Origin of the sequence: Jezberella montanilacus (genome assembly GCF_003003055.1) — a bacterium.
In the GTDB taxonomy this organism is placed as follows: Bacteria; Pseudomonadota; Gammaproteobacteria; order Burkholderiales; family Burkholderiaceae_B; genus Zwartia; species Zwartia montanilacus.
On the sequence record NZ_PVTV01000011.1, the window covers coordinates 846872 to 866177 of the forward strand.

General features: G+C 52.2%; 14 protein-coding genes. 10 read left to right on the plus strand and 4 right to left on the minus strand.

The annotated features are described in order from the left end of the window. Nucleotides 1-4 precede the first annotated feature (4 nt). Nucleotides 5-1186, minus strand: a complete 1182-nt coding sequence (locus BCM14_RS05565) for a pyridoxal-phosphate-dependent aminotransferase family protein (protein ID WP_259673434.1) — start codon at nucleotides 1184-1186, stop codon at nucleotides 5-7. 85 nt (nucleotides 1187-1271) lie between these two features. Beyond that, a complete protein-coding gene (locus tag BCM14_RS05570; protein ID WP_106226950.1) occupies nucleotides 1272-2282 on the minus strand; it encodes a PIG-L family deacetylase in 1011 nt (336 codons plus the stop codon). A 109-nt stretch (nucleotides 2283-2391) separates the two neighbouring features. Between BCM14_RS05570 and BCM14_RS05575 the strand changes: the two genes are divergently transcribed. Genes BCM14_RS05575 through BCM14_RS05590 form a run of 4 tightly spaced genes read left to right on the plus strand, consistent with a single transcriptional unit; the run spans nucleotide 2392 to nucleotide 8816 of the window. Next, a complete protein-coding gene (locus BCM14_RS05575; protein WP_106226951.1) occupies nucleotides 2392-3111 on the plus strand; it encodes a haloacid dehalogenase type II in 720 nt (239 codons plus the stop codon). Next, nucleotides 3089-4600 (plus strand): efflux transporter outer membrane subunit, encoded by a 1512-nt coding sequence (locus tag BCM14_RS05580; protein ID WP_259673435.1) that lies wholly within the window; start codon nucleotides 3089-3091, stop codon nucleotides 4598-4600. The genes BCM14_RS05575 and BCM14_RS05580 overlap by 23 nt, the downstream gene beginning before the upstream one ends. After that, nucleotides 4600-5736 (plus strand): efflux RND transporter periplasmic adaptor subunit, encoded by a 1137-nt coding sequence (locus BCM14_RS05585; protein ID WP_106226953.1) that lies wholly within the window; start codon nucleotides 4600-4602, stop codon nucleotides 5734-5736. Before BCM14_RS05580 ends, BCM14_RS05585 begins: the two co-directional genes overlap by 1 nt. Continuing rightward, nucleotides 5736-8816 carry an efflux RND transporter permease subunit gene (locus BCM14_RS05590; RefSeq protein ID WP_106226954.1) on the plus strand — a complete coding sequence of 1027 codons (3081 nt, stop codon included), beginning with the start codon at nucleotides 5736-5738 and terminating at the stop codon, nucleotides 8814-8816. Before BCM14_RS05585 ends, BCM14_RS05590 begins: the two co-directional genes overlap by 1 nt. A 16-nt stretch (nucleotides 8817-8832) precedes the next feature. Here the strand turns inward: BCM14_RS05590 and BCM14_RS05595 are convergent, their stop codons facing one another. Next, nucleotides 8833-10062, minus strand: coding sequence for an ABC transporter substrate-binding protein (locus BCM14_RS05595; protein WP_106226955.1), 1230 nt, complete (start codon nucleotides 10060-10062; stop codon nucleotides 8833-8835). A gap of 282 nt (nucleotides 10063-10344) precedes the next feature. Here BCM14_RS05595 and BCM14_RS05600 point away from each other — a divergent pair, with 282 nt between their 5' ends. The 4 genes from BCM14_RS05600 (at nucleotide 10345) to BCM14_RS05615 (ending at nucleotide 15606) form a co-directional block, all read left to right on the plus strand. Next, nucleotides 10345-11988, plus strand: a complete 1644-nt coding sequence (locus tag BCM14_RS05600; RefSeq protein ID WP_106226956.1) for a flavin-containing monooxygenase — start codon at nucleotides 10345-10347, stop codon at nucleotides 11986-11988. A gap of 106 nt (nucleotides 11989-12094) precedes the next feature. Next, the gene (locus BCM14_RS05605) at nucleotides 12095-13552 is read left to right on the plus strand and encodes a DUF1800 family protein (RefSeq protein WP_106226957.1); all 1458 of its coding nucleotides are present in this window, start codon (nucleotides 12095-12097) and stop codon (nucleotides 13550-13552) included. Between the two features lie 18 nt (nucleotides 13553-13570). Further along, nucleotides 13571-14803: a DUF1501 domain-containing protein gene (locus BCM14_RS05610; protein WP_106226958.1), complete on the plus strand. Its 1233-nt coding sequence runs from the start codon at nucleotides 13571-13573 to the stop codon at nucleotides 14801-14803. Between the two features lie 20 nt (nucleotides 14804-14823). Next, nucleotides 14824-15606 carry a transporter substrate-binding domain-containing protein gene (locus BCM14_RS05615; RefSeq protein ID WP_106226959.1) on the plus strand — a complete coding sequence of 261 codons (783 nt, stop codon included), beginning with the start codon at nucleotides 14824-14826 and terminating at the stop codon, nucleotides 15604-15606. 87 nt (nucleotides 15607-15693) lie between these two features. Here the strand turns inward: BCM14_RS05615 and BCM14_RS05620 are convergent, their stop codons facing one another. After that, nucleotides 15694-16959 (minus strand): serine hydrolase domain-containing protein, encoded by a 1266-nt coding sequence (locus tag BCM14_RS05620; RefSeq protein WP_106227069.1) that lies wholly within the window; start codon nucleotides 16957-16959, stop codon nucleotides 15694-15696. A gap of 155 nt (nucleotides 16960-17114) precedes the next feature. Here BCM14_RS05620 and BCM14_RS05625 point away from each other — a divergent pair, with 155 nt between their 5' ends. Both BCM14_RS05625 and BCM14_RS05630 read left to right on the plus strand, forming a co-directional pair. After that, on the plus strand, nucleotides 17115-18053 hold the full coding sequence (locus BCM14_RS05625) for a ketopantoate reductase family protein (protein WP_106227070.1): 939 nt from the start codon (nucleotides 17115-17117) through the stop codon (nucleotides 18051-18053). Between the two features lie 68 nt (nucleotides 18054-18121). Further along, nucleotides 18122-19306, plus strand: a complete 1185-nt coding sequence (locus BCM14_RS05630) for a M20 aminoacylase family protein (RefSeq protein WP_106226960.1) — start codon at nucleotides 18122-18124, stop codon at nucleotides 19304-19306.

Below are 19306 nucleotides of genomic sequence, written 5' to 3' on the forward strand. Positions count from 1 at the left end.
GGTATCAAGACAACGCCTCAATTGCCGCGTTGACGCCACCAGCGGTGAACTTGATTCCCATGCGGTGAAAGGTGGCTTCAACTCCAGCCAGACAGCCCAGAATCATGGGCTCATTCAGGCTGCCTAAATGACCTATGCGAAAAACCTTGCCTGCGAATGGACCCAAACCGCCAGCCAATGCCACATTAAACTCGCTACGCGCTATTTTCCGGATTGCTTCGGGGTCAATATCCGGCGACACCTGAATTGCAGTCACTGCCGCCGACCTTGCCTCGGGCACTTTACAGACAAAATCCATCGTGCCGGCCTGCGACCAACACGATACGGCAGCCTGCACAGCTTTTGAAAGACGACGATGCCTGACAAATACGTTGTCAGGGCCTTCTTGATCGATGAGACTCAGAGACGCTTCTAGACCAAGAATTAAATTCTGAGGAGGCGTCCCGCAAAACTTTCCGTAACCCTGCGTGCTTTTGCGCTTAACCCAGTCCCAGTAGAACCTTGGCATAGGATTGGCCTGTGATACCTTCAGGGCCCGCTCATCGACCGCACAGAACGCCAGGCCAGGTGCCGTCATCAAACCCTTCTGTGTTGCGCCGACGACGACATTAGCACCAACCGCATCCATTGAAAAAGGTGTCGTCATGAAAGAAGCGACAACATCCACAACCAGTAAAGCCGGGTGTTTGGTCGCATCCAGCACCTGCCGAACCAGCGCAATATCATTTGTCGTTGAACTCGCCGTATCGGTGTGCACAGCAAAAACGGCGACAATTTCATGGTTCGTATCCGCCTTCAGGGCGTGTTCGATCGCGTCAATATCCATGGTGTAGCCCACCCTGTAGGGTGTGCGAACGACGTTGATCCCGACGCCCTCTGCCATCACAGCCCAGGACTCTGAAAAATGGCCAGTACCAATCACTAGCACTGACTGGCCAGGCCCAGCGATATTGACGTTTGCGGCTTCCCACGCACCATGGCCGTTGGCACCATATAAGAAGACATCTGCGCTTTTAGCGTTCAACAATGCCCTGATACCCTGCTCACAGACCTGAATAGCTTCTTCTCCACGAGGGTCCGATGTATCCATGGGTTGGTTTGACATCGCATCAAGAACCGCCTTGGGAACAAACGTTGGGCCAGGGGAGTGTAAAAAACGAACGCCGGGATATTGAAAAGTTGCCACTGAAGTCGCCTTAGACAGGGTGTTGTGTTGGAGTGAAAAACTATAAAAGAGTGAGTTTAAATCATGGTGAGTGCGAGCAGGCCAATCAGGGTACGCAAGCTGTTCCGCTACTGGTCGTTGCCGTTGGGTATATCTTACCCAACCAAGCATTGTGCGCCGCTCCCCAGGTTGTGCGTTGATGCCCCTCTGCACGACCAATATTGATCGCTCCCCACGTGGCTGCGTGAACCATCAACTCGTCATTGGTGACATTTTGCTCTTTGGTGGTGTTGGCGTAAGTCGCAAAACGAATTTGCTGAAAGCACACCGGCTCGGCCGGATGGGCCACTTGTTGTAACAGGAGTGAAGTTGAGATGTGATCTGGATGATCTCCAGGGTTCCAAAAATCTCTGTCTTCGCTAAGATTGAGCCTAACCCAGCTAGCGCCTTTGGACTCAATGGATACGATATCACCGAGCGTAGCTTGAAGTTCTTCAAGCGTGTACCGGTTACTGCGATCAATGGCTTCGATGAATGCGGCGGAGCCATTCATGAGGTTAGTCAGGCTTTGGTGGCCAGTCAGCGCAAATCCGGTTCCCTGCTTGCCGCCATCCGGCAAATTCAGATCGTACATGACAATGTTTGGACCAAAGGTCCGTCTCTCGAGCTGTCGTTTACCGACTAGTTGCGTATCTATTTTGAGAGAAGGAGCATTGATACCAGTCATGCTCACCATGAACAGAACCGCACGCTCATGCCCCAGCCGTCGCGAAATCCAGTAAGGGCGGTCCGAATCACCATTACCAACCCCCAGACCCGCATCACCGGCCGTCGTCACAATAAAGACTTTCTTGGCGTTGGGCTGTTGCACAAAATCCTGCAAAACCTGAATCCCCATGAACAACTCAATATCATCAGGGTGTGCGCCAACATAAAAAATCGTAGCGGGCAATTCATGTTGAGGCCTGGTTGTCGACTGGGCAAAACTGTGCAACTTACCCGCAATGACTGAATCAGTCACATTGGTGGCGTGCAAATCTGCCGGGTTGACATGACAACCGGACAAACCGATGAGAGATACGGTCACGAGACAGGCCAATCTCAAGTTATTTTTCATGAGTCCGAATAAATCGAAGGGATTACGTAACAAACGTGGAGTTTTACTCTGAAACACACAAATATGCTAACTTGCCTCGCTACTGCAACGAGATCTGAGGGCTATCAACATGGCGTTTCATCCCACACAAATCAAAGCAATGGTGTTCGATACGTTTGGCAGTGTGGTCGACTGGCGTGGCGGCATCACACGCGACCTCACCGAATGGGGCAATGCCAACAACGTCCACATCGACTGGCATGCCTTCGCCGTTGCATGGAGAGGTCGTTATCAACCTCAGATGGAAGTCGTTCGCAGTGGCAACAGGCCTTACACCAAACTCGACATTCTGCACCGCGAATCACTCGAGTTTTTAATCCCGCAATTCGGCCTTGAACATTTAACCGAAGCACAACGGATTCACGTCAATAAAGTCTGGCATCGTCTGACTCCCTGGCCCGATTCGGCCCCAGGGCTCGCCAGGCTCAAAAAGAAATTTATCATTGGGCCCTTATCCAACGGTAATGTGGCGCTACTAACGAATCTTGCAAAGTTTAGTGGCACTGACTGGGACGTCATCTTGTCCACCGAGCTGTTCAAGGGCTATAAACCGCAGCCGCAAACCTATTTGGGCGTGTGCGAAATTCTCGACCTAGCACCCGATGAAGTCATGATGTGCGCGGCGCATAATTACGATCTTGCTGCCGCTCAGGCAGTGGGACTGAGGACCGCCTTTTTTGCCCGCCCGACCGAACACGCCGAGAATCAAACGACCGATCTCAAAGCAGACAGGGCTTGGGATGTCGTCGCTCAAGATATTCTTGATCTTGCCGACAAAATGGGGGCCTGATTTGACCGATTTGCCGGATTTTCGTGTCAGAAAAATAGCGCATTTAATTGTTACTTTCGCGTCGCTGTTGGCGTTGACTGGGTGCATGACCGTTGGACCAGACTTTGATTCAGAGCAAGCGACAAGTGTACCCAACCAAGCGGAGCGCTGGATAGCCGCACAACCGCATGGAGCGAGCCTGACTGGGTTAAATGCCTGGTGGGGTCAATTTAACGATCCGCTGCTGCTAGAACTCATTGATGCAGCGCAAAGGCAGAGCACTAGCATGGCGGAGGCGGCACTTCGCATCGCGCAGGCTAGAGCCCTTCTCGTTTCTCGTTATGCCGCGGCCTTACCCGATGTCTCGGCACAAGGATCAGTTAGCAGGGGCACAACCATCCTTAATGCCATCACGCTGGGCACAACCAGCCAAGCGCAAGTCCAAGCAAGCTGGGAACTTGACCTCTTCGGCGGCTTACAACGAAATAGTCAAGCTGCACAAGCTCGTCTCACGTCGGAAGTCGCCAATTGGCACAGTGCCCGGATTTCAGTGGCTGCCGACACTGCAAATCACTACAACAATTACCGCGCTTGCGAACAGCTACAAGCCTTGGCAGAGGGCGATGCCGCGTCCCGCGAGGCGACGGCAAGACTGACAAACCAACTAGCCGCCACAGGCTTTCAGGCTCCTGCGAATGCATCGCTCGCCCGCGCCAGTGCCGCTGAAGGAGCCGGACGTGCAGTGGCTCAGAAAGCCGAATGCGATTTAACAGTCAAGGCAATAGTAGCCATGACCGGCATGGCCGAAGGGGATCTGCGTGCGAGGCTCACAGGCAAGTCGGGACAATTGCCAGCGCCAATCGACTTTGCTGTCACACAAATACCCGCCCAGGTGCTATCGCAACGACCCGATGTCGCTTCAGCTGAACAGCAACTGGTCGCAGCCAACGCAGACATTGGGGTGCGGATAGCGGAGAGATTGCCGCGCCTGGCTTTGACCGGGAATATCGGCCCGTTTAATTTCAGTTCAAGTGATGCGTCACTCAATGGCGGGACATGGTCACTGGGGCCATCCCTCACCCTGCCACTATTCGATGCCGGGCGGCGCGCTGCCAACGAAGACACGGCTTGGGTCGCCTACCAAACCGCTGAAACGAAATATCGAAGCCAAGTCCGCCTGGCAGTGAAAGAAGTCGAAGACGCCCTGATCACGTTGGATAGCCTTCGTATCAGGGACGAGGACGCACTCCTTGCCTCACAGGGCTATCACGTCGCTTTGCGTGCTACGCAGGAGAAATACAATTTCGGCTTGGCGAGCGTGTTGGATCTCGAAGAAACCAGACGATTATCATTTAACGCAGACAACATCTTAATGGGCATACGACGTGATCATGTCAACGCATGGATCGCACTCTATCGTGCGGTCGGTGGCGGATGGCAAGCAGGTGATCTGGTTCAACCGCCTAGTGCGTTTCCGAAGACAACAAACGATCAAAAAGGCATGAAGTAATGAAACGCATTGTTTTAATGTCCATAATTGCCACCAGCGTGTTGTTGCCATTACCGTTACCTGGATCCGCAGCAGTCGCCACAGCCAAACCGGGATTGACTGTCACGGTTACCCATCCAGTCGCCGCTAAGATCGACTCTAGCTTGTCAGCTAACGGCAGCATCACGGCCTGGCAAGAAGCTTCAATCGGCACCGAAGTAGGCGGCTTACGTATGGCAGAGGTCTTGGTCAATGTCGGGGATCGAGTCAAACGCGGGCAAATCCTGGCGTCGTTCTCCACAGATACGGTCAACGCCGATTTAGCAGTCACGAAAGCTCAGGCCGCAGAAGCCGCCGCAGCCTTGTCTGACGCTCAGGCCAACGCCGCAGGTGCTCGCAATCTGAAAGACTCCGGGGCGCTGTCGGCGCAGCAAATTAGTCAATATCTCACAGCAGAGCAAACAGCTAACGCAAGACTTGAAGCGGCCAAAGCTCAAGTCAACGTCCAAGCGTTGCGTTTGCGTAATACACAAGTGCGCGCGCCAGATGACGGCATTATTTCTGCACGGCAGGCTACTGTGGGCGCAGTGGTGCCCGCGGGAACCGAGCTATTCAAAATGGTTCGTCAAGGCAGACTTGAATGGCGTGCCGAGGTGACTGCTGAAGAGCTCGGGCGCATCACACCGGCGGCAAAAGTACAGATATACCCTGCCAGTCTGACCAGGGGACAAAATCCGGTCATCGGCACCGTCCGTATGATTGCACCGACGGTCGATACACAAACTCGTACCGCCATTGTGTATGTCGATTTGCCCAGCCTCAGCAATGAGGATGTGTCACTCCGTGCCGGCATGTTTGCTTCCGGAAAATTCGATTTAGGTCAAACAACCGGGCTGACTCTGCCACAAGAGTCCGTGGTAGTCAGGGATGGTTTTACCTATGTCTTTAAAGTCGGTGCCGACAATCGTGTTGTGCAACTCAAAGTGAAATTAGGATCGCGTTTTGATAAACGCGTAGAGATTATCGAAGGCGTCACAACCGATGATCTGGTTGCTGAGTCCGGCGCGGGATTCCTGTCTAACGGGGATCTTGTTGCTATCGATCAAGGCGAGTCGAAGCAACCGCAGCCCGTGCCCAGCAAACAGCAGGATCGTTAATGAATTTTTCCGCCTTTTCAATCAAGCACCCTATCCCAGCAATCCTGCTGTTCATCCTGCTGTCGATCGCTGGGTTACTGGCGTTTAAGGCGGAAGGCGTGCAGGATTTTCCCGACATCGAACTCCCCACCGTCACCGTCGAGGCAAATCTGCCGGGGGCCGCTCCTGCCACCCTCGAAACGGAAGTTGCTCGAAAGCTTGAAAACTCGATCGCAACGTTGCAAGGGATTAAAAATCTGCGCACCAAAATTCTTGAGGGCACAGTCAGTATCACTGTCGAATTCGTGCTCGAAAAAGACACCATGGAAGCCGTCAACGACGTGCGCGACGCCGTTAGCAGGGTACGCGCTGAGCTACCAGGGGATGTGAGAGACCCAACGGTCTTGCGCACCACGACGGCAGGTAAGCCACTGCTCACTTATTCAGTTAGCTCTGACCAGATAGATGAAGAGGCGCTATCCTGGTATGTCGACAATACAATCAGCAAGCAACTGTTGTCCACGAATGGGGTCGGTCGGGTAAAAAGACTCGGGGGGCTCACCAGAGAAATCAAAGTAGAACTCGACCCTCAAAAAATGTCAGCGCTCGATGTGACTGCCGCCGATGTTTCGCATCGGCTGCGTCAGATCCAGCAAGAAGCGCCCGGTGGTCGCGGAGATGTTGGCGGCGCAGAGCAAGCCGTACGAACCATTGCTACAGCGACTGTGGCGGCTGATTTGAACAAGCTCGATCTGTCTTTAATTGACGGTCGTCGAATCAGGCTAGATCAGATTGCGACGATTACGGACTCCACCGCAGAGCGACGGTCTATCGCACTCATTAACGGGCGGCCTGTGGTTGCCTTTGAAATCATGCGCAGTAAAGGTGCTAACGAAGTCGCACTGGCGAAAAATGCAAGAGAGGTCATTGGTCGCTTGCAGCAGGCACGACCAGAAATAACAATCAAAGAAGAAATCGACAACGTCGCACAGACCGAAGAGAATTTCAGAGGCTCCATGCACTTGCTCTATGAGGGCGCGATTCTTGCAGTGTTGGTGGTCTGGTGGTTTTTACGTGATTGGCGAGCAACCGTCGTGTCAGCGGCCGCGTTGCCGCTTTCTGTCGTGCCGGCTTTTTTAGGGATGTATCTATTTGGCTTTACGTTGAATACAGTCACCTTGCTGTCGCTGGCTCTTGTTGTGGGCATTTTAGTGGACGACGCCATCGTCGAAGTTGAAAACATCGAACGACATTTACGCATGGGTAAAAAGCCCTTTCAAGCGGCAATGGAGGCTGCCGACGAAATCGGGATGGCTGTCATCGCAACCACCTTTGCTCTCATCGCGGTATTTTTGCCGACAGCTTTTATGGCGGGCATCCCGGGCAAGTTTTTCAAACAATTCGGTTGGACGGCTGTCGTTGCTATCTTTGCTTCGTTGGTCGTCGCACGTCTGTTGACACCGATGATGTCAGCCTACCTGTTGAAGCCCACCAAGTCAGGCAACGCTGAAGTTCAAGTTGATAGTAAAGTGATGGTGGTCTACCTAAAACTCGTCAACTGGTGTTTGACGCATCGGTTAGTCACGATGCTTTCGGCAACCTTGTTCTTTATCGGGTCAATCTCTCTCGTGCCCCTGCTGCCAACCGGCTTTGTGCCAGCTGCTGATCGTGCGCAGACCATGGTCAACGTCGAACGCGCACCGGGCAGCAACTTGAAGGACACCTTGCAAGCCGCCGAGCGGGTGCGGACAAAGCTAGAGCAACTGCCGGACGTTAAAAGTGTATTTAGCTCCGTCGGTGCAGGGGTATCAGGCGATGCCTTCGCGGTTGGCACAGCCCCAGAAGTGCGCAAAGCAGCGTTGACACTTATCCTGACTCACCGCGATGATCGTCGCGACAACCAGCAGCAAGTTGAGGGCAAAATCCGTGAATTGCTGGCCCATGAGCCGGGCGTGCGAGTCACCGTCGGCGCGCAGGATATCGGTGTCAAGATGCAAATTGTTTTGCAAAGCGAAGACCCCGTCGCGCTGGGGGCTGCCGCCCAGTCGCTCGAACGGGAATTACGCACGCTAAAGGGTATAGGTAACGTGCTGTCATCGGCCAGTCTGGTTAGACCAGAAATCATCATCAGACCGGATTTCGCCCGTGCCGCAGACCTCGGGGTGACGGCCCAAAGCATTGCTGAAACAGTCCGCATTGCCACAAGTGGTGACTATGACGTCAGTTTGCCCAAGCTGAACCTGTCTGAAAGGCAAATCCCGATTCGGGTCAAACTACCCGACTCGGCAAGGACAGATATCGAAGCGCTTAAGCGGCTTACCGTGCCGGGGCGCTTCGGCCCAGTGATGCTCGGCAACGTGGTCAGTATGACGATGGATAGTGGCCCTGCTCAAATTGATCGACTTAACCGCAGTCGCAACGTGTCTCTCGATGTCGAGCTTGGCAGCAGAACGCTGGGTGAAGCTTACGCCGATGCGATGGCGCTGCCCACCCTGCGCAACTTGCCACCGGGCGTCAGACAAGCACAGCTCGGTGACGCGCAAGAGATGACGGCATTGTTCGCCAGCTTCGGGTTAGCCATGCTAATTGCACTGTTGTGTATCTACATGATTCTCGTGTTGCTGTTTCACGATTTCATGCAACCGATTACGATTCTTGGCGCGCTGCCGCTTTCAATGGGAGGTGCTTTCATTGCCTTATTGATCACCGGCAAAAGCTTTTCGATGCCGTCTTTGATCGGCTTGCTCATGTTGATGGGAATTGTGACGAAGAATTCAATCCTGCTTGTCGAATACGCCATTACCGCCAGACACCAGGGGATGCAGAGATTCGACGCGCTGGTGGATGCCTGCCATAAACGAGCTCGACCCATCGTCATGACGACCATCGCGATGACAGCGGGAATGTTGCCCATTGCATTGGGCTTAGGATCTGATCCAAGCTTTCGATCACCGATGGCGATAGCGGTAATTGGCGGCCTGATGACCTCAACGATGCTAAGTCTTCTGGTCATCCCAGTTGTCTTTACCTACATCGACGATCTTGAACACTGGATCAAAAAGAAAACAGGCAGAAAACCGGTCACCCAGTCTTCTGCCTGATCAGGGATTGCGCTCTTTATTTTTTTACTAGCGGGCAGGCACTTTCTGCAAGTGTCCCGAAAATATCTTCACCTTTCAAATCTGCCACAACATTATAGAAATCCCAAGGGCCTTTCGATTCGGATGGCTTCTTGACTTGCATCAGCTTCATATCGTGAATCATGCGACCGTCTTCTGGTCGGATATAGCCATTGGTCGCAAAAATATCGTTGATCTTGTTGGATTTCATCCATTTCATCACGACATCGGTATCGACCGAATGTGTTTCTTTGACCGCTTTCAGATACGTACTTACTGCAGAATAATCCCCCATCTGATTCATATTCGGTACATTTTTGGGAAATTTCTCTTGAAACCGCTTAGTGAACGCACGGTTCTGATCATTTGAGTTCCAGTACCAGAAGTCCGTCAAGTACATGCCCTGTGTTGCCTCTAAACCCAGCGCATGGATATCATTCACGTAGACCAATAGGCCAGCCATGCCCATCGTTTTCGCGACGCCAAACTCATTTGCAGCCTTGATAGAGTTAATGGTGTCGCCGCCCGCATTCGCTAGGCCAAGGATTTTTGCGCCTGAGCCCTGAGCTTGCAGCAAATAAGACGAGAAGTCAGCCGATGACAGAGGCACCCTCACTGCGCCCTTGACCGATCCGCCTCCTGCTTTAACGACATTGGCAGCATCGCGTTCAAGTGCATGACCAAAGGCGTAATCGGCAGTGATGAAAAACCAATCTTTGCCACCGCTCTTGAGCACCGCCGCAGCCGTGCCACGTGCTAGGGCAGTGGTGTCGTAAGCGTAGTGAATCATGTAAGGGGTACAGTATTTACCGCTAATGTCTGAGGATCCAGCGCCTACGGCAAGAAAGGGTTTCTGTTTCTCTGTCGCAACCGGACTCATGGCGAGGGTCACAGCCGAGTTCGATCCACCGATCAGCACATCAATTTTTTGCTGATCAAACCACTCACGCACTTTGGAGGCAGCGATATCAGGCTTGTTCTGATGATCGAGAACCAATAGCTCGATTTTTTTACCGTCGATCGCGCCACCTGCATCGGCAATTGCCATGCGGATGGCCTCTGCGCCCATGGGGCCATCTGTGTCGGCATAAAGACCCGACATGTCGGTCGCAAAACCGATACGAATCACATCGCTGGTAATTGCTGCGTGCGAGAGTTGAGTTGTCAAACCCAAGCCTGCGATCGCGAAAGCACTCGCCAACGCAGTCGTCAGTGAACGAAGTTTCATTAATGTCTCCAGATTATCTAAGCAGTCAGACGGTCCAAGTGCCGCTCACCGATCTTTTCGTGCTTTTGACTGCACTTCAGCCTAGTATATCTTTCACGACGTCCTTGTTACTCATATCAGCCATTAGGGTTTGCACTGAATAGCAGAAGCCTATCGCTCGGCTGCAACTCGCTTTTCGTGCCTTCGGATTGACCGCTACACTGGAGAGATTTGCTTTAACATAGCTCAATAAATAAATAAAAACACGGAATAAACCCCTTTTTTCGAGACACGAGTTAAACCATGGCAATCGCTGCAACCCCAGAAAGTAAAATCGTCTCTACTTCAGGCGCGATCGAAGTCGACGCCTTGATTATTGGTGCTGGATTTTCCGGCCTTTATCAACTGTTGTCCTTACGCGATAAATTAAACCTGTCGGTGCAAGTGATTGAAGTCGCAGACGAGGTCGGTGGTACCTGGTACTGGAACCGCTACCCCGGGGCACGTTGCGACTCTGAGAGCCACTCTTATCAGTACTACTTTTCTGACGAACTGGTCAAAGAGTGGGAATGGACACAGCGCTATCCAGACCACGCCGAGATTCGCCAGTATTTAGGTCATGTCGCAAAGAAATTCGATCTCAAAGCCAACATCAAATTCAAGACTCGCGTAACCGCAGCCAAATACCACGAAGCAAGCAATCGTTGGCACATTACGACTGATGCAGGTGATACCTATGTTGCCAAATACTTCATCACTGCTGTGGGTTGTCTTTCATCCGCCAATATTCCAAAAATTGCCGGTTTGGAGTCATTTGGTGGCGAGTGGTATCACACGGGTCAGTGGCCACACGAAGGCGTCGATTTCACTGGCAAGCGCGTAGGCATTATCGGAACCGGTTCAACTGGCATTCAGGCCATCCCTGTGATCGCCGAACAAGCTGGTCACTTAACGGTGTTTCAGCGTACCGCCAACTACAGCATCCCGTCACGAAACGCCCCCCTGACGGATCAGTTCAAACAGTTTGCGAAAGAAAAAATCAGCGATATTCGTCATGTCATGCACACCAACACCAATGGCCATGCCTTCAGGATGGTGCCACGGTCTGCGATTGCTACACCAGAGGCAGAGCGTCGTGCCATCATGGAAAAAGCCTGGGAAAAAGGTGGTCTTGAGTTTCGCGCCTGCTTTGACGATATCCTGATCAACAAAGACTCAAACGACACCATGGCCGAATTCGTTTGCGAGAAGATCCGCGCCATCGTAAGGGACCCTGCCAAAGCAGAGGTTTTGGCTGATATCGATCATCCCTTTGCAACTAAACGGCCACCAGTCGACACGCACTACTTTGAAACCTACAACCGCGACAATGTTTCGATCGTCAATTTGCGCAAAACGCCGATTGATTCGATCACGCCCAAAGGCATCAAAATCGGCGATCAAGAATACGAACTCGACATCATCGTTTTCGCAACGGGTTTTGATGCAATGACTGGGCCTTTGCTCAACATCAATATCACAGGCAAGAACAATACAGCACTCAAGGACGTTTGGTCGACCGGCCCGAGTAACTATCTCGGCTTGCAAGTGCCGGGATTCCCGAATATGTTCACCATCACGGGGCCAGGCAGTCCGTCGGTTCTTTGCAACATGCCAGTCGCGATTGAGCAACACGTCGATTGGATTACCCACTGTATTGCTGACATGCAGGCCAATGGCTTACAGAAGATCGAAGCAACAGCGAAAGCCGCAAATGATTGGGTGCAAGAGGTAAACGTAGCTGCCAATGCAACGTTGCTGCCGCAAGCAAAACACTCGTGGTATCTGGGTGCGAATGTGCCCGGCAAGCCTCGTGTCTTTATGCCTTACGCCGGTGGTATGGCCAATTACCGAAAAATTTGCGATGACGTCGCGAAGAATTCATACACTGGCTTTCAACGGACATAATTGATTGCGGCACGCCTGAAGCGGCCTCTGGGGTCAATGAAAAAATCTGAACTTTAGGTTTGTTAAGCTATCTGAATCTCTCTTGAGGTGAGGCAAGCGACGCAAAATGAGTAAAGAATTATCCCAGACCGCTCTACGAATTCGCTACCCTGCTGGTCAATATAACGATGGTCGCGCGTGGCCAGCGCTGGATGAACTCAGACCCATGAGTTTGTTACACGCAGACCTGCCAGCCTTGTTTCCCTACGTTGCGCGCGAAGAGGCGGTACCTCATCCAGAGCGCCGTAGACCCAGACAAGAAACTCAAGCTGCCGCACTACTCAATGCTGTCCGCAGCCAGAACCCCTGGAAAGATCAATGGGTTGGTTTCTGGCGGGATCATTTTTCAGTCAATGGCTACGAGGGCGGGGTTGAGGCGTTCATCCCTCACTTTGAGCGTGAAGTGATTCAGCGTCACGCTTTGGGTAATTTTCGTCAATTTCTTGAAGCCACGACTACCCATCCGTGCATGCTGTTTTACTTGAACAACCGAAGCTCGAAAGCCGGTAACGCCAACGAAAACTACGCACGTGAATTATTTGAACTTCACACCTTGGGTCGTGATGCCTATCTCAATGACCTGTACGCCGAGTGGCGCAGTGTCCCCGGGGCCGCGCAAGCCAAACCACAAGGCTATATTGACCAAGACGTCTATGAAGCGGCGCGGGCCTTTACTGGCTGGACCGTCGAAGATGGGTCAGGTATCGGTGGCGGTCAGCGCCTCGAAAAAACGGGGCGCTTCAAGTACGTCGAAGCGTGGCATGACAACTACCAGAAACGAGTGCTCGCGACTGAATTCAACCCTTACAGTGGTGCGATGAAAGACGGTCAGCGGGTGTTGGATCTGTGTGCCAGCCATCCTGCCACGGCCCATCATGTGATGACTAAACTAGTCAGACGCATGATCAGCGACAATCCACCGAAGGCCTTGATCGACAGTACGACCAAGCTTTTTATCCAGCACCTGCGGGCACCCAACCAGTTGGCGCTTGTCTATCAACATCTGGCAAAAGAAGCCTTACGGATGCCTGAGTCCCAACGACAAAAGGTACGCAACCCAATGCGCCTCGTTGCCGTATTTGCACAAGCGGTGCAGCTACCTTTCGATCTGACCCAAGCAAACATTCTCGGTCCCATCGAAGCCGCTGGGCCAGCAATCTACAGCTGGGTCTCGCCAGAAGGGCCGCCGGATGGTGTGTCCAGTCTCCTCTCAGCTGGCTATTTGCGGCAACGCATCAGCTTGATACAAGGTTTAGCAGAGAACTGGTGGGACACTGGCGAATGGGATCCTTACCGTGGCCTGTCAAGATCGGCCTCCTACGCGCAACTGATGTCGCACTGGGATGTCGCTTTGCTTGGCGAACCAAGACCAGAACTCTGGCAAGCAATCCTAACCGCACAACAAATTAATCCCGCTGACACAGTACTCAGTGTCAAGGAAGCTCGCAAAATGATTGGATATCTCGCCTGGTCGCCGTCTTTTCAGACCGAAGCTATCAAACCAGACACTGACTTACCTGTGTAGGGCAAAGGGAAGATCCACATGATCAATACCAATAAGCGGGATTTTTTAAAAACGACCGTCGCAGGTCTAGCACTAAGCGCAAGCGACGTCTTGATCGGGCCAATTGCTGGTATCAATCAGCTGGCAATCGCACGAACATCGTCAGGCTTATCGCAAAGTCTCGCTGATGGACCACTGATCATTGTTTTTCAAAGAGGCGCAGCAGATGGTCTCGCTATCTTGTCGCCGCTCGACGATGAAAACTTCAAAGCAGCCCGTCCACCAGAAATGCGTTTTAATACAAGCGAAGCAAGTGGACTCGTCACCATGGGGCAAACTACGCTTTACTGGCATCCAAGCGCACAGGCCCTTGCCAAGCTTTACCTCTCCGGTCACCTGGCCGTGTGGCCTGCAGTTGGCCTCCTGAACGAAACTCGGTCACATTTTGAAGCACAAGAAATGATCGAAAGAGGCGTGAACTCACTCAACAATCTGTCTGACAATCTCGGTTGGTTAACTCGTCAGGTGAATAATCCAACATCGAGCCGTCGAAACTCGGTAGGCGTACCGCTATTTGCTGGCAGTAATAACGTACCGCGTTCAATGCAAGGATCCCCGGGTGCGATGGCGATCCGGGATCTGCAAAATGGCGTGAACATACCCAGTGGGCAGACAGGCCAGAATATTCTGATGGCCTTGTGTAACGCAGAGCGCAAACAGCCTGCCGCAGACCTCATGCGTGTACACACTGAAGGCATGGCGCAGCTAAACCGGGCGCTGCCCAAAACATCCGACAATAAAATCGCCCCCTACCAGACTGCTGGACAAACGCCCTATCCCAACAACGATCCGGGTGTCGGGTTACGGTCGGTCGCCAGAATGATCGAAGCCGGTGTCGGGATGCAGTACGCTTGGGTCGATCAAACTGGCTGGGATACGCACGAAGGTCAGCCGGGACGTCTCAAAGGCGTCATTAACAATTTGTCGGTAGCCCTCGAGGCCTTCGCGCAAGATATGCGGGCCAGACACCAGCCCTATACGTTAATCGTCATGACCGAATTTGGCAGACGCCTGAGAAGCAACCGGAGCAATGGCACCGATCACGGTCACGGCAGTTTGGCTTTGATCCTGGGTGATCGAGTCCCTGGCGGAAAAACATACGGGACTTGGCCAGGCTTAGACGAGAAAGTTCTTGATAGAGCGGTTGATTTAGCTGTCACCACCGACTATCAAAAAATGATCGAACAAGCAGTGGCATGGCATACTACCTGAACTTTTTTAGGGACCGAGACATGAACATGAAAACAATCAAGAAATTGCTTGCAGGCGCTGGGCTGGCCCTCTTAAGCCTAGGTGCCATCGCGCAAACGAATCCATCCCGCCTCGATGAGATCATCAAAACCAATAAGTTAAGAGTTTGTACGCCGGGCGACTACAAACCGTTTTCACTAGCAAAACCAGACGGAAGCTTTGAGGGTTTAGATATTGATCTGATCCAGGCAGCAGCGAAAAGTTTGGGCGTTGAAGTAGAGTTAATCAAATCAAGCTGGCCAAAGTTGCTCGATGATTTCGTCGAGAAATGCGATGTTGCGGTCGGCGGTATCTCTGTATCCACAGACCGAGCCAAGCGAACAGGTTTCATGACCGCTTACATGGTCAATGGCAAAGCACCGATCGCCCGCTGCGAAGACAAGGCAAAATATCAGACCGTGCTGGATATCAACAAACCAACCGTCACCGTGATCACCAATCCAGGCGGCAGCAACGAGAAATTCGTCCGTGCCAACCTGCCTAATGCAAAGGTGATTGTGTACAACGACAACGTAACCATCTTTGATCAGATCCTGCAGGGCAAGGCAGATGTCATGATTTCAGAGTCAGTCGAGACCATCGTGCAGCAGAAAAGCAAACCAGGGCTCTGCGCCATCAATCCTGACAAACCACTGCAATATGGTGAGATGAGTTTCTTACTACCCCGAGGCGATGTAGCAATGAAAGCCTTCTTCGACACGTGGCTGCATCTGAGCAAAGAGTCCGGCGAGTACAAACGGATCCTTGCCAAGTGGGTTAACTAATCTGGATCATATACCCACCCAAAGTCATCAGACTTGGGGTGGGACAGTGCCCAGCGGTCTCGTTGTTGGTACAAAGTTAGTGTGCGCTTACTTTGTCATTGCTCCATAGACGAGATCCTGCACTTGCTCGCGATAGTATTTGCGCAAATCACCTGGTGCAGCCGTGCCAAGCACGACAACTAACCGCTCTTTTGGATCCGCAAAAAACGCGGTTCCGTAGGCACCATTCCAGGTGTATTCACCGACATTACCAGGGATGGCAGCGATACCGGGTTGCATTCTGACAGCCACGCCAAGGCCAAAACCGTAGCCCTCGCGATGAGGTTCTATCACCGCAACGCGATTCTTGATTTCTGGGCCAAGATGGTTAGCGGTCATCCAAGCCACCACTTGTGGGCTCAGGATACGCTTGCCATCGAGGACGCCGCCGTTGGCAAGCATCTGCCCAAAGCGTAAATAATCACCGACTGTCGCAAATGAGCAAGCTCCCCCGCAATCGAATTTGGTATCTTGCTTCAAGAAACGAATCTGCTGCGGCTTACCGTCAAGGGGATTATTTGGAAACGGCTGAGCTAACAGCGCCCTCTTGTTTGCAGCGACATGAAACGTTGCATCTTTCATCCCCAGGGGCTGCCAAACGGTTTTGTACAAGTATTCACCCAAACGTTGCTGAGTCACCTTTTCAACAACCGCACCCAGTACATCGGCTGAAAAGCTGTACTCAAAAACCGTACCCGGTTGGTGCGCGAGCGGCAATTTAGTGATGTTCTCGATAAACTGATCAATCGTACCCTCAAGCGGTGGTGCATCACCGGCTGGATAAAGCTTGGAAATCGGGTCGTCACCACGACCACCATAAGTCAAACCCGACGTATGACGCATTAAGTCATGAATCAGGATGGGACGCGCCTGTGGCTCATACTTCAAGCTGCCGTCCGCTTGCGGCAATCCAACTTTCATCTCAGCAAAGGCTGGAAAATAATCAGTCAGCTTTGCTTGAATCGGCAAACGCCCTTGTTCAGTCAACGTCAAAGCTGCGACCGAAGCCATGATTTTGGTCATCGACGCCAACGGAAAAATCGTATCGGTCGTCATCGCGATATTCTGTGCTTTGTCACGAAACCCGAATGCTTTGTAGTAAACGAGTTTGCCCTCACGCGCGATTGCCAGCACGGCTCCAGGTACTCGATCAGCCTTGATTTCACGATCAAAAAAACGGTCAATCCGGCTTAACGCATCTGCTGAAAATCCAGCAGATTCGGGTGCAACGGCTGGTAATGGCATCGTTGCTTGCTGTGCCGACGCTGCGCCGGCAATCGTCATGGCACTTAGCATGGATAGAATCCTTTTCATTTTGTCTCCGCTTGTGGGTATGTCGTCTGTGACGATCGTATCGGGCAGGCTCGCGCTGAATCCACCCCCAAACAACATCGTATGATAGAAGCCTTCTAAATCCAACTGTTTCAAGAGAATTTGGTCTGTTGTCTCATTTCATGGAAATCTACAAAATGAAAGATCCGAAGGTTATTGTGATGGGCGCTGGTGCCGTCGGTTGTTTTTTCGGTGGCATGCTCGCGCGAGCTGGGCACGATGTGACCATGATCGCGAGACCCGACCACGTTGAGGCGATCAAGCGCGATGGTCTGTATATGGACTGCTTGTCGTTTAAAGAGTATGTTTCGGTCAAAGCCACCGAGCAGCTTAACGTCATAGATCAGGCAGACCTGATTCTCTTTTGCGTGAAATCGCCAGATAGTGGTAAGACAATCGAGTTAATCAAACCCTATTTAAAGCCCGACGCGATCATTCTCAGCCTGCAAAATGGAGTCGATAATTGCCATAGGATTCGCCAACTGATCGACAACCCGGTTTACCCGGCAGTTGTCTACGTCGCGACCGCCATGGCGGGCCCTGGCCACCTCAAACATCACGGCCGGGGCGAACTCGCGATCGGTGGCTGGGAGCCCGAGCGTGCGCACGATAGCGAAATCCAAACACAGCTGAAATCAGTTTCGCATCTGTTCGAAGCAGCTGGGGTTCCCTGCAAGGTATCAGCGGATGTGCGCCAAGATCTCTGGTACAAATTTCTGGTTAACTGTTGCTACAACGGGATCTCGGCCATCGGACAAATTCAATACGGCGATATGGTCGCCGTGGAGTCAGTTCGTGATCTGATCGACGAACTGGGTCGCGAAGTCGTCGCCATCGCCCGGCACGAAGGGATAGCGATGAGCGACAAGGATGCCAAATACGTCATCGATCAAATCCCTAAAACGATGCCGACGCAAAAGTCATCTACCGGTCAAGATATTGCCCGACGCAAACCCACTGAAATCGACTATCTGAACGGGTTAATTGTCAGAAAAGGTAAACAATATGGGATTCCTGCGCCGGCGAATCAAGCAATCTATGCCTTAGTCAAAATGATCGAACACTACAACACTTGAGTATTATTCTTATACTAGACGCCTGTATTAGCCATTTGTACTAAGCCAAATCAAAGAGAAGGATTGCCATGCTTTCGCGCCCTGATATCACCCCCTACTTGGGTAGTCTGCTTAAATTTCGACGAGACATACACGCAAACCCTGAACTTAAATTCGAAGAGGTGCGGACCTCGGATCAGATTGCCGCTTACCTCGAATCCTTAGGCTTAACAGTTCATCGCGGCATGGGTCAAACTGGGGTCGTAGCTAGCCTTAAGGGGACTGGACCGAACGCTGGTGAAGCGCATCGCACCTTAGCACTCAGGGCCGATATGGATGCTTTGCCAATTGTTGAAAAAAACGGCTTTGAGCATGTCAGCAAAAATATAGGTCGTATGCACGCTTGCGGGCACGATGGCCACACCGCCATGTTGCTCGGTGGTGCGACCCTACTGAGTAAGAATCCAGACTTTAATGGCACTGTTCATTTCATTTTCCAACCAGGCGAAGAAGGCGGTGCTGGTGCGCAAAAAATGATCGAAGATGGCCTTTTCGATCAATTCCCAGCCAAGGCGGTTTTCGCGCTGCATAACTGGCCACCCTTGCCCAGCGGACAGATGGCGGTGCGTGTTGGTCCGATCATGGCAGCAACAGATAAAATAGAGATCACCATCTGTGGCAAAGGCGGCCATGCAGCACAACCACACTCAACAATCGATCCTATCCCGGTCGCCTGTGCTTTAGTCATGCAGTTACAGACGTTGGTCTCCCGCACCGTAAATCCGCTCGATAGCGCGGTGTTGACCATCGCTCAGATTGAAGCTGGCACAGCTGTCAACATCATCCCCTTCGAAGCCAAAATTTCTGGCACGCTTCGCACCTTAGGTACTGAAACACAAGCTCACTTATTGCAAGCCATCGAGCGCATGAGCAATCACGTGGCAGCCGCACACGGCACGACCGCAAAGGTCGTGCTGACCAAAGGCTATCCGTGCACTGACAATCACCGGGATGAAGCCCACTTCATGGCTGAGATCATGGCAGAGTGCGTGGGCAAAGAAAATGCCTTCCCTGATGTCTTGCCAGCCATGACCGGGGAAGACTTCAGCTTCATGTTGTTGAAAGTGCCCGGTGCTTACGGCTTTATCGGTAACGGATTGAACGGCCTGCCTGGCATCAATTTACATACGGCTGAATACGATTTCAACGATGACAACCTGACCATCGGATCACAGTTCTGGGATCGTCTGGTCAGGCGCTGGTTTGAGAAATAA